Raw genomic sequence first — 12596 nt, 5'->3', positions numbered from 1 at the left:
TTTCCCATGATTTATGCAAATCCGAATCAATCAGGAGCCAAGGTAACGTTTAAAACTAGATACGACAATTATATTGGTGGTAAATGGGTAGCACCTATTCATGGAGAATATTTTGATAATGTTACTCCGATTACTGGAAAAACATTTTGTGAAATAGCCAGATCAAGTGCCGAGGATGTTGAACTGGCACTTGATGCAGCTCATGAAGCCAAAGAAGCGTGGGGCAGGACTTCCCCTGCGGAACGCGCAACGATCCTAAATAGAATTGCCGATCGAATTGAAGCTAACCTAGAGATGCTTGCGGTGGCTGAGACATGGGAAAATGGAAAACCTGTGAGAGAAACCCTAGCAGCGGATATTCCACTTGCGGTTGATCACTTCCGTTATTTCGCAGGTTGTTTACGCTCGCAGGAAAGTTCAATTAGTCAAATTGATCAGGATACAGTTGCCTATCATTTTCATGAGCCACTTGGCGTCGTTGGGCAAATTATACCGTGGAACTTCCCGTTGTTAATGGCTACGTGGAAGCTAGCACCAGCGCTTGCAGCCGGTAATTGCGTGGTGCTGAAGCCAGCAGAACAAACACCGGTTTCAATCCTAGTGCTCATGGAATTAATCGGTGATTTAGTACCTCCAGGGGTAGTTAATGTGGTCAATGGTTTTGGGTTAGAAGCAGGTAAACCGCTTGCATCGAGTAATCGTATTGCTAAAATTGCTTTTACAGGTGAAACGACTACAGGAAGACTTATCATGCAATATGCATCGCAAAATATTATTCCTGTGACATTGGAGCTAGGTGGTAAATCGCCAAATATATTCTTTGAAAATGTATGTGCGAAAGATGATGCCTTTTTAAACAAGGCGATTGAAGGATTTGTCTTGTTTGCACTCAACCAAGGAGAGGTATGCACATGCCCATCCCGTGCGCTTATTCAGGAATCCATCTATGATCAATTTATGGAGAAGGCACTGGCACGGGTTGCCTCCATCAAACAAGGGAATCCTCTGGACACAGAAACCATGATTGGTGCTCAGGCTTCATCCGAACAAATTGAAAAAATCCTGTCCTATTTAGAAATTGGAAAAGCTGAAGGGGCAGAGTGCTTGATTGGTGGAGAACGAAATCAGCTGGGAGGTGAATTGGAAGGAGGATATTACGTCAAGCCGACTGTGTTTAAAGGACACAATCGAATGAGAATTTTCCAAGAAGAAATATTTGGCCCAGTAGTGAGCGTAACGACGTTCTCTGATCCAGAAGAAGCCTTGTCTATCGCAAACGACACGCTATATGGACTAGGGGCAGGTGTATGGACAAGGGATATCAATCAAGCCTACCGCTTTGGACGTTCTATTGAAGCAGGACGTGTATGGACTAACTGCTATCATGCTTATCCAGCACATGCCGCCTTTGGTGGTTATAAAGTATCTGGAATTGGGCGAGAAAACCATAAAATGATGCTGTCACATTATCAGCAAACAAAAAACCTTCTGGTAAGCTATAGTGATCAAGCATTAGGATTCTTTTAAACAGGCAGTAGCCAAACAACATGGGATGAGGGGATAACATGGGGGTACAGCCAAAGGTGTTGGCAACAGATGCAGCGCTCGCTTTAATTGAAAAGCTTACAGCCAAATATGGTCCCCTCCTGTTTCATCAATCTGGGGGCTGTTGTGATGGTAGTTCTCCGATGTGTTATCCTGCGGGAGAATTGTTAATTGGCGATCATGATGTACTGCTTGGAGAGATCGGCAATACTCCTTTTTATATGAGTGAAGCACAGTATGAATATTGGAAGCATACTCAACTGATTATTGATGTGGTTTCAGGACGCGGAGGAATGTTTTCGCTGGAGGGACCAGAGGGTGTTCGATTCTTAACACGCTCGAGATTGTTTACAGAAGAGTAAACTTGTGAGTGAATTAATAGATGTTAGGTGATTGATAATCAGAATATAGGTAGTAAAAGGCTTGGTCGTTTTGAACGATCGAGTCTTTTTTTTGCCGAGACATAATATCAATTATTCATTTTGTACAAAAAAATCCTTCAGTTTGTCCATTGTCATGCATGATGGCAGTGATCTATAATCATTAAAGTGAAAATGAGAATCACTTTCATTAAATAGTGAGATCAGGAGGGATTTTTTTCACATGATCACGTGGAAGAGACCATTTGATCATGTAGTTGTCTAAACATCAGAACAACTTACATATTACATTGATGAAAAGGTGGCACGAATGAGTCAAAAGGCCAATGTAAGTAAAGTAGCAGTTACAGACATCCATAACATCAATGTGAGTTCTCGTCCGTGGGCAGTGACATTGATAGTAATCGGTGGTCTTAGCTTGCTAGTACTAGCTATTATTTTATCTGTTTCCTTTGGGGCAGCCGATATTCATTTCCTTGTTGTCTGGGAAGCTATTTTCTCATTTAATCCAGATAGTACTCAACACCAAATTATACAAGAGCTTCGCTTACCACGTGTTCTTGGAGGAGCTATGGTTGGGGCTTGTTTTGCTGTTGCAGGAGCAATTATGCAAGGAATGACCCGAAATCCGTTAGCAGATTCCGGCTTGCTAGGAATAAATGCCGGAGCTGGTTTTGCTCTGGCACTTTGTTTTGCCTTTTTTCCAGGCCTGCCATTTATGTATTTGATCTTGTGGTCGTTTCTTGGTGCAGGTGTAGGAGCAGGGATGGTATACGGAATTGGCTCGCTGGCTAAAGGCGGATTAACACCAGTTCGTCTCGTGTTAGCCGGTGCAGCACTGAGTGCTTTATTATCAGCATTAAGCGAAGGAATTGCCCTTTATTTTCGCATCGGTCAGGACTTAGCATTTTGGTATGCTGGGGGCGTGGCAGGAACGAAGTGGATTCAGCTTCAGATCATGTTTCCTTGGATTGTTGTTTCGATCATAGGAGCGATTGCTTTATCTCGTTCGATTACCATGCTTAGTCTTGGTGAGGACATCGCAAGAGGACTTGGTCAGAAAACCTTATTGGTAAAGCTGGTTGGGACTCTTCTTGTGTTAATTTTAGCAGGTGCAGCGGTTTCGGTAGTTGGTGCAGTAGGTTTTGTGGGGCTTATTATCCCCCATTTAACCCGTTATGTAGTGGGGGTCGATTATCGGTACATCATTCCCTGCTCAGCTATACTTGGAAGTTTACTGGTGGTTTTCGCTGATTTAGCTGCCAGAATGATTAACCCTCCCTTTGAGACACCGATTGGGGCATTAATAGCACTCATAGGTGTTCCGTTCTTTCTATATCTGGCACGTAAGGAAAGGAGGGAGCTGTAGGTTATGGAAAGTGTAACGACTACGAAAACAGAACGGCTTCGATTAAAACGTGGCTTCACGGTGATATTTATATTTAGCATTCTGATTATCATTGCTTTTATTTTAAGTATGAATACGGGATTTATTCGATTGTCTCCACTGGAATTGTTACAAACGCTGTTTGGAGCAGGTACAGACAAGCAGAATTTAATCTTGTTCGAATTTCGCCTTCCACGCATCGTGATCTCAATCTTGATTGGTGCTGGCTTAGCCGTATCAGGTTGCGTGATGCAGGGAATTTCCCGGAACGCATTAGCTGATCCTGGTATTCTCGGTATAAATGCAGGTGCTGGTTTAATGGTAATGATATTCATTTCTTTTTATCCAACAACAGCAGCTGCACCGATCTTTTTATTGCCTGTTTTAGCTTTGATTGGTGCAGGCTTGACTGCAGCTCTTATCTACTCACTTGCCTACAAACGATACGAGGGACTTTCACCAACGAGACTTTTACTTAGCGGGATTGCCGTTGCAGCAGGGATAAGTGCTGCCATGATCGTTTTGACACTTAAAATCAGCCCGGAGAAATACCAATTTGTAGCAACATGGTTAGCTGGGAGTATATGGGGAACCAATTGGAAATTTGTTTTGTCATTACTTCCATGGATCTTGATCTTACTACCATACGTGTACTATAAGGCACGAATCATGAACGTACTAAATCTTGGAGAGCAGGCTGCCATCGGACTGGGCGTGTCTGTATCAAGAGAACAACTGGCTTTGATAGCAGCAGCAGTTGGACTTGCTGGCGCTTGTGTCGCAGTTAGTGGGGGAATTGGCTTTGTAGGACTAATTGGACCGCATCTAGCACGGCGATTGGTTGGACCACGACATCAAATATTGATTCCAACGGCAGCTCTAGCTGGGGCATTGCTTGTCATCACGGCAGATACAATTGGTCGATGGATGTTACAGCCATCAGAAATTCCGACTGGAATAGTGGTAGCTGTTATCGGTGCTCCCTATTTCCTCTATCTGTTGGCGCGATCGAAAGCATAGCATGACTGTCTATATACATTGGTTGGAAATACAAAAAAGGGGGCTTTATTGAAAAACATGATAAAACGTTTCTTTGCCTATTATGTTCCTTACAAGAGATTGTTTATGCTGGATTTTGGCTGCGCAGTCTTTGCAGGTCTATTGGAGCTTTGTTTCCCACTTGCTGTTAATTATTTTGTTGACGATCTGTTGCCAGACGGGAAATGGGATATCATTTTATGGGCATCGCTTGGCTTGCTATTTATTTATGCCTTGAATACATTTTTACTTTATATTGTCAACTATTGGGGACATATGCTGGGAATAAACATTGAGACTGATATGCGCAAGAAACTATTCGATCATATACAGAAGCTGTCATTCCGCTTTTTTGATAACAACAAAACAGGTCATCTGATGTCGAGATTAACAAACGACATGAATCAAATTGGTGAGATGGCTCATCATGGACCAGAAGATTTATTCATAGCGCTGATGACTTTGACAGGTTCCTTTACACTGATGTTGTTCATCCATTGGAAACTTGCGGTATTTACCTTTGTGGTCATTCCTGTGATTATTTGGTTTGTTGTCTACTTTAATAAAAAAATGACCGAAGCCATTCACCAATTATTTACTGATATTGGAGATTTCAATGCGCGAGTGGAGGATAATGTTGGTGGCATTCGTGTTGTGAAGGCTTTTTCAAATGAGGAGCATGAAAAAACGAAGTTCGCAGTAAATAATAGTAGATTTCGTTTAACGAAGCTGGTTTCCTATAAGCTTATTGCCAAAAATGGGTCAATTAGTTATATGATGATGCGTTTTGTAACGGTTTTTGTGATGGTGTGCGGCACGTGGTACGTCATTAATAATGAGCTTACATACGGTGAGTTTATCGGCTTCTTGCTATTAACAAATGTCTTTTTCCGACCTATTGAGAAAATTAACTCTATCATAGAGAGCTACCCGCAAGGATTTGCCGGGTTCAAACGGTATGTGGAACTACTAGATACAGAACCAGACATTGCGGATGCACCTCATGCAGTTGAAATGGGGATATTTACAAAGGCAATTCGTTTTGAAAATGTTTCATTTGGATATGAGAATGAAACGAAGGTACTAAATAACGTTCAGTTAACGATTAACAAGGGAGAAACAGTGGCCTTTGTGGGTCCATCTGGGGCGGGTAAAACGACTTTGTGCAGCTTGCTTCCGCGTTTTTATGAAGTACAAGCCGGAAAAATTATGATTGATAATGTGGACATTCGTGAGTTGAAACAGGAATCCTTGCGAAGACAGATCGGGATTGTACAGCAGGACGTTTTCCTGTTTTCGGGGACAATCCGCGAAAATATTCTTTACGGGAAGCTACATGCTACAGAGAATGAGATATGGGAGGCAGTCAAAAGATCAAGACTGGATGAATTTATTCTTGCTCAACCAGATGGATTGGATACGGTTATTGGTGAGAGGGGTGTTAAGCTGTCAGGAGGACAGAAGCAAAGGCTCTCCATTGCCCGAATTTTTATAAAAAATCCACCAATTCTTATTCTTGACGAAGCCACTTCAGCACTGGATACGGAGACAGAGGTCGCTATTCAGCAGGCGTTGACCGAGCTGTCAGAAGGAAGAACTACGCTTGTGATTGCCCATCGCTTAGCAACCATTAAAAATGCGGATCGAATCGTTGTAGTAGCAGACCAGGGAATTATAGAACAGGGAAGTCATCAACAGCTACTATCTGTAGGAGGCATATACAGTAGATTGCATGAAGCACAATTTGGTACCTAATTCTATTAATTGATGCTACATGCTTGTTTCTCTACTTGTGTGTATTACGAAAATGATTAGAAAGTTGGAGATAGGAATATGACTGAACAGCTAGAGCTATTTGATATGACGATTATAGGGGGTGGCCCGGCTGGCATGTATACCGCTTTTTACAGTGGTATGCGTGATCTAAAAACGAAATTGATCGAGGCAAAGCCGGAGCTTGGGGGACGGATGCTCATTTATCCGGAGAAAATGATCTGGGATGTTGGTGGTGTGACCCCGATTCTATGTGAAAAATTAATCGGACAATTGGAACAGCAGGCTAGAACATTCGATCCAACAATCGTATTAGGCCAACAAATCACAGGACTTTCTCGACAAGAAGATGGAACATTTATTCTTACTGCGGCAACTGGTGAGAAGCACCATACGCGAACCATTATTTTAGCAATTGGGTACGGAATATTGACGATGCAAAAGCTAGAGATTGAGGGTGCTGATCGTTACGAAGTCACAAACCTACATTATACCGTTCAAGAGCTGGAGGTGTTCCGAGGCAAACGAGTGCTTATTTCAGGTGGTGGTAACTCTGCGGTTGACTGGGCTAATGAATTAGAACCAATTGCTGAAAAAGTAACGATTGTCCACAGACGAGATCAATTTGGCGGACATGAGAAAAACGTCTCAATGATGAAAGAATCTTCTGTAGATATACGGACACCTTATGCTGTAACACAGCTCCATAGTAATGGACAGAGTATAGAACAGGTAACGATCACCCATATGGAAACAGACGAAACTGAGCGCATCGAGGTGGATGCTGTGATTGTTAATCATGGACTAAAATGTGATTATGGTCCACTTGTCGAATGGGGGCTAGAAATGAAAGATGAGCTAGCCGTTATGAATGGAAAGCTGGAAACGAATATACCTGGTATTTTTGCTGCGGGTGATTTTGTCGATTATGATAGTAAGGTTCGATTAATCGCTGGAGCGTTTACGGACGGGGCACTTGCTTTGAACAGTGCGAAGCTATATCTAGACCCAGAGGCGCCAAAAGTAGCATACGTTTCTTCGCACAATATTCGCTTTAAAGAAAAGAACAAGCAACTGGGATTGGATGATGATGATTACCGCAACGTATGATAAGAGGATTTTCAGCCATGCCCGTATGGTAATTATGCAGTAAACATCGTGATCATCTTTCAAAAAAGAAAGCAGATAGACACAAGTCCAAATAGGGAGTGTCTGTCTGCTTTTTCATGTCTTGATAGAAAAATATTGCTTAGCTAGCAGGACCAATTCGTTTTTTTGTAATACGGCTGAAAGGGCGCTAGGCTAACTAGACGATGAGCAGGGGGAGAGATTCAAGTAACCACTCTCTGGTTATTGCATCCGCATAATTCCATATCTCTGCTTCTATCAGATATACGTATCCATCGCGAACAGCTGGAAGGTTTCTCCACGAAGGGGTGTCCATTAGTTTATCGGTCGCTTGTTTAGATTCAACATTAGTTGATAAAAGCATGAAAATCCGATCACCAGCATATAGTGGCAAAGCTTCCTCCGAGATTTCAATAAAACCTGAACCTGAATCCAGGATTTCTTGTATTTTGGGTACAGGTTGAAAACCCAGAGGATGATAAAGTGCCGATGATAGACCTGTAGTCCCCATGACATACAAATGCTTGCCATGTTCATAGATAAAGACGGAGGCGGTTTCTCCGGGTTTTATTTTGGAACGTAGCTGCTGCCACATGCTAGTAGCTTTTGTATCATACCCGTCTAACCATTTTTTTGCCTCTTTTCTCTTATCTAGTATTCTGCCGAGTGTTTGAATACGTTCAGCAAGAGGTGCAAATGAATTAAATGTAACCGTAGGGGCAATCCTTGAAATCTTTTTATATTCATTTTCGTCAGCATTAGCGAAAATAATCAAATCTGGTTTGAGAGCCATCGTTTTTTCAGGATTAATAGGTAAGCCGATATCTTGTACTTCAATTCCCCGATCTTTATAGATGGGGTGATCCATCAAAGCATATCCGCCACCGACGGCCTTCACACCTAAAGCCAGCAAATCCCCATATGTTTCTCCATGATAAATGATGCGTTTGGGATGCGAGGGAATTTTAACCTCATGACCTGTCCAGTCCTTAACTGCCTTTCCACGCCGCATCAAAAGTGCATACTGCTTAGGAGCAATCCCTGTCATTTGACGAAAGCGGCGGTTGAAATAATATTCATCTGAAAATCCGACTTGGCAAGCAATATCGCGCAGGGGACTGTTCGAATGGATTAATAATTCCTTCGAATGGTTAATGCGTAGCTCGGTCAAAAAGTCCAGCGGTTTTTTCCCAGTTAATTCTTGAAAGATCGTTGTGTATTTCCAGGGAGCTACATTAGCTAGGTGTGCAAGCTGTTTAACTGTAATGTTGTACATATAGTTTTTTTTCATATAATGAATCGTGTTTTCTACTGAGAGAGTTGAATGAAACGACTGGTTGTAATGAAGATTATGTTCAAACAGAAAGCCTAGTAAGTCCTGAAAGTGAAGATGCTGTTTAAACCATTCAAGCTCTGAATCATGGTTGTTTCCCGCATATAATGCTTCGGTAAGACGATTTAACCGTGAGAACGGGTATACCGCTATTTCCTGCTTGTCAGGCAAGATGTTTCCAGAATATGAGGTATGCTGGGATTCACCTATTTGGATTACGGTAAACGTAATCTGATAGAATTGAATTTCACTATCGTATCCATTTTCAATCTGAAGCGTACTCCCGGGGGGAAGTGAATAGCATTTTTCAGGCAATAATTGAAAGACGTCCGTGTCGATATGTATAGTGCCCTTTCCCTTATTAAAAATGAACAGGGTATGGTATTGAGAAGTTTCAATTTCGGACTTCCATCCTACTGGCTTAATGATCATCTCAATAGTTGATAGATGAAAAAGCAAGGAACGGAGTGGAACACAGGTAGATTTCAGCTGAGTCAATCTGTTCTCCTCCTCTTTGATGAGAATTATTATCAGTTCTGTTCATTGTATAAAAAGAAAAGAAGCTTTTCAATAATCTTTGAAAAGCTTCTTATGTATTCTATTCACATATTTTATAAGGGAGGACCAGCTTATTTTTTAAGTAGCTTAGGTAATTCCTCTATCAACCATTCTCTTGTTAAAGCATCACTACCAGATTTAACGATATCAATGGAATAGACATGTCCCTGTTTTACGCCAGGTAGCTCCTTCCAAATTGCGGTTTTTAGTAAATCATCTGTAGATCTCTTTGCTTCATCAGGGACAGGAACGAGAATAAAAATTCGATCACCGGCATATTTCGGCAGAAGCTCCATGGATATTTCTTTAAATCCTGTCTTATTGTCCAATATTTCTTGAATAGGTTCGGTTGGTTTAAAACCGTTTGGCTGATACAGAACTTGTGAAAGTCCAGTGCTTGCCATTACAAATAATCGATTTCCAGGGTAATAGGTGAACACTGACGCAGTCTCTTCATTCCCTACACCGGCTGCATGTAGCTCATCCCACATCTTGCTTGCTTTGACATGGTAATCAGCGAGCCACTCTTTAGCTTCGTGTTCTTTCCCAACAATGTTGCCTAATAAAGTGATACGTTCGTCGATTGGTGCAAAGGTATCAAACATAATCGTAGGAGCAATTTTAGAAAGCTGTTCGTATTCCTTCTCGTCTGTACTCCCAATAATAATTAAGTCTGGTTCAAGACCCAACGCTTTTTCAAGGTTGATTGGAAAGCCGACATCTACAGTGTGTTGTTTGACTTTATCTTCATAAACTGTGTCTGTAATCCAATTAGAGGACGTACCGACAGCATTTATTTGTAGGGCTACTAAATCACTAAATGTTTCGCCAGCAAAAATGATGCGCTGTGGTGAAACAGGAATCACCACAGGATGCCCTTTATAATCTGTATATTTTCGTGTAGAAACAGTTGTATCCTTCTTATCTGGTTTTGCGTTCTCAGAAGTGGTAGGTGTATTTTTGGGAGTGGTTTGTACCGAATTTATTTCTGTGCGGCTTTTCTGCTCTTCTGAAGGGCTACCACAGCCCACTGACACTGCTCCAATCATTGCAATCATACAAAAATTAACGATATATTTTCGGATTTGAATCATTGTACACGTTCCTCCAGCATGCTCATGTTATTTTAAAGTAATGATTATCATTATCAGCAACTATCTGAATAATAAAGGAGGAATTTCAGTAACTCAATGGACAAACGCAATTCATCCATTTTATTTTGTACAAAAGGGAGAAGGAAAGTAGGGAGGGGAATGTAGGGAAGAAGAGATAGGCTGGATTGACATCATCTTCAAACAGTTTTAGGGATCAAAACATGTAGAAAAAATATTATTGTGATGATAAAATCTTATTATCTTTTTATCGCTAACAATGATGGAAAACGGAGAAATACAGCATGCAGAATAAAGCAGTATTACAGATGTATGTTCCACTCGTCTCCTTTATCGCCTCCATTCTCGGCAAGCACTCAGAGGTTGTATTACACGACTTATCACAGCAGGAAACCTCTATTATCGCGATTGAGAATGGACATATTAGTGGGAGAAAAATAGGGGACGCACCGACGAATCTGGTCTTACAGGTGCTACAGGATAAGACCTATTTAAAAAAGGAATTTATTGCAAACTATAAGGCATACGGTAAAAATGGGAAGGTTTTTCGTTCATGGAGCTATTTCATTAAAAATCAAACAAATGAACTAATCGGTGTGCTTTGTGTCAATTCGGATGTGGAACATTTTGAAAAAGCAAAAGAGTGGATCGATAGCTTTTTACACATCGGGGAGCAACAGCAAGAGGTAGATCAATCAGGACGCAGAGATACAGAACACCTACCGGAGCACCTGCATGGTCAGGCGGAGGATGTACTTGCTAGCATGATCCATCAAACGATGATGGATATACCAACCCCACCGGAACGGATGACGGTGCAAGAGAAAATGGAGATTGTGAAAAAATTGTACCATCAGGGTGCTTTTCAGTTAAAAGGCGGGGTACATGCGATCTCTAAGCAATTAAAATCCTCAGAACCTACTATTTATCGGTATTTACACAAAATCAAAGAAGAAGAGAAGGACTTATTTTAACGAAAAGGAAGACGGCTATGAGAGATATGAGCAAAAAGATTGTACAGCTATTAGAAAAAGAATTGGTTGTTGCTCTTGGGTGCACGGAGCCTGTAGCGATTGCTTGGGCAGCCTCTGTCGCCAAAAGTTATCTGGAAGCCGCCATTACCTCTATTGATGTAACAATTAGTGCTAATGTGATGAAAAATGCTATGGCAGTTGGAATACCCGGTATGCAACAAACCGGCATAGATTTTGTGTCTGCATTAGGTGCTTTGGCAGGTGATCATGAGCGAAAGCTGGAAGTATTGAAGAATGTCGTACCTGAAGCTGAACAACAGGCGCTCGAATTCGTTGAGGCTGGTAATGTCACGATCCAATTAGCGGACACTCCCAAAAAACTGTACATTGAAGTAACTGTCCACACAGCCTCTGATTACGCCAAAGTGATCATAGAAGATATGCATACAGAGATCAGACGGATTGAAGTGAGTGGAGCCACTGTATTTGAAAAGGAATGCGATTACTATCATGAGCAGGGGGGAAAAGAAAAAGACATATGTGAAACCCTGACACTAGATAGTATCCATCAATTTGTTATGGAAATACCTCTTGATGATCTGACTCTGGTCAAACAAAGTATTGAGCTAAATAGAGCAATTTGCATCGAGGGCCTGAAAAACAACTACGGTTTACAAGTCGGTAAAATCCTCAAGGATAATGTTGCCAAGGGATTATTGTCTGATGACTTAATTACTCATGCCATGTCATTAACTGCCGCAGGTTCAGATGCACGGATGGCAGGAATTATGCTACCGGTTATGTCAAATTCGGGTAGCGGGAATCAGGGAATCTCTGTAACCATGCCGGTGGTAGCTGTTGCAGACAAATTGGGATCATCCGATGAACAGATGATTCGAGCCGTTACCTTTAGTCATTTAGTAGCCATTTGGATTAAATCAAAATTCGGTAGATTATCTGCATTGTGTGGGGTGACTGTTGCGGGAGCTAGCGCGGCTGCGGCGATTACGTATCTACTCGGCGGTAATCTCAATCAAATCTCTTTTGCCATTCAAAATACGATTGGAAATGTAACAGGTATGCTTTGTGATGGGGCAAAAGCAGGCTGTGCTATGAAGGTGTCTACCTGTACAGGAGCAGCCGTACAATCAGCTCTGCTGGCGTCACAGGGGATGGGGGTACCGGGAACAAATGGGATTATTGATGAAGGATTAGAAAAAACCATTGATAACTTTTGCCGACTAGGTAATGAAGGCTCTGGCAAAATGGATGAGCTGATGCTTGAGATGATGGTTAAGAAGCAAAAGAAATAAACAAGGACTATCATGTAATCTATAAGTGGGTCAATTGTGGCAATTTATGGATTAC

General features: G+C 41.7%; 10 protein-coding genes. 8 read left to right on the top strand and 2 right to left on the bottom strand.

Annotation, left to right across the window (positions count from 1 at the left end; all coding sequences use genetic code 11):
* The first annotated feature begins 6 nt into the window (after positions 1-6).
* From adh to ACQV1I_RS15370, 6 genes are all read left to right on the top strand, one after another.
* Positions 7-1527 carry an aldehyde dehydrogenase gene (gene adh / locus ACQV1I_RS15395; protein ID WP_094699682.1) on the top strand — a complete coding sequence of 507 codons (1521 nt, stop codon included), beginning with the start codon at positions 7-9 and terminating at the stop codon, positions 1525-1527.
* A gap of 38 nt (positions 1528-1565) precedes the next feature.
* On the top strand, positions 1566-1907 hold the full coding sequence (locus ACQV1I_RS15390; protein ID WP_094699683.1) for a DUF779 domain-containing protein: 342 nt from the start codon (positions 1566-1568) through the stop codon (positions 1905-1907).
* A 328-nt stretch (positions 1908-2235) separates the two neighbouring features.
* Positions 2236-3294, top strand: coding sequence for a FecCD family ABC transporter permease (locus ACQV1I_RS15385; RefSeq protein ID WP_116334060.1), 1059 nt, complete (start codon positions 2236-2238; stop codon positions 3292-3294).
* A gap of 3 nt (positions 3295-3297) precedes the next feature.
* On the top strand, positions 3298-4332 hold the full coding sequence (locus tag ACQV1I_RS15380; RefSeq protein ID WP_094699684.1) for a FecCD family ABC transporter permease: 1035 nt from the start codon (positions 3298-3300) through the stop codon (positions 4330-4332).
* 57 nt (positions 4333-4389) lie between these two features.
* Positions 4390-6105, top strand: coding sequence for an ABC transporter ATP-binding protein (locus ACQV1I_RS15375; RefSeq protein ID WP_116334144.1), 1716 nt, complete (start codon positions 4390-4392; stop codon positions 6103-6105).
* Positions 6106-6183: 78 nt separating this feature from the next.
* Positions 6184-7233: an NAD(P)/FAD-dependent oxidoreductase gene (locus ACQV1I_RS15370; protein ID WP_116334059.1), complete on the top strand. Its 1050-nt coding sequence runs from the start codon at positions 6184-6186 to the stop codon at positions 7231-7233.
* A 196-nt stretch (positions 7234-7429) separates the two neighbouring features.
* Here ACQV1I_RS15370 and ACQV1I_RS15365 read toward each other — a convergent pair whose 3' ends face one another.
* On the bottom strand, positions 7430-9082 hold the full coding sequence (locus tag ACQV1I_RS15365; protein ID WP_116334058.1) for an ABC transporter substrate-binding protein: 1653 nt from the start codon (positions 9080-9082) through the stop codon (positions 7430-7432).
* 131 nt (positions 9083-9213) lie between these two features.
* Complete coding sequence (locus tag ACQV1I_RS15360) at positions 9214-10236, bottom strand: ABC transporter substrate-binding protein (RefSeq protein WP_116334057.1); 1023 nt, start codon at positions 10234-10236, stop codon at positions 9214-9216.
* A gap of 302 nt (positions 10237-10538) precedes the next feature.
* Here ACQV1I_RS15360 and ACQV1I_RS15355 point away from each other — a divergent pair, with 302 nt between their 5' ends.
* Both ACQV1I_RS15355 and ACQV1I_RS15350 read left to right on the top strand, forming a co-directional pair.
* Positions 10539-11228: a helix-turn-helix transcriptional regulator gene (locus tag ACQV1I_RS15355; RefSeq protein ID WP_116334056.1), complete on the top strand. Its 690-nt coding sequence runs from the start codon at positions 10539-10541 to the stop codon at positions 11226-11228.
* A gap of 17 nt (positions 11229-11245) precedes the next feature.
* Positions 11246-12541, top strand: coding sequence for an L-cysteine desulfidase family protein (locus tag ACQV1I_RS15350; protein ID WP_116334055.1), 1296 nt, complete (start codon positions 11246-11248; stop codon positions 12539-12541).
* Positions 12542-12596: the final 55 nt, after the last annotated feature.

Source organism: Brevibacillus sp. JB24b (assembly GCF_051713385.1).
Lineage (GTDB): Bacteria > Bacillota > Bacilli > Brevibacillales > Brevibacillaceae > Brevibacillus_B > Brevibacillus_B laterosporus.
Note: the sequence above shows the minus strand (reverse complement) of the source record. Positions and strands in the feature narration are given on the sequence as shown.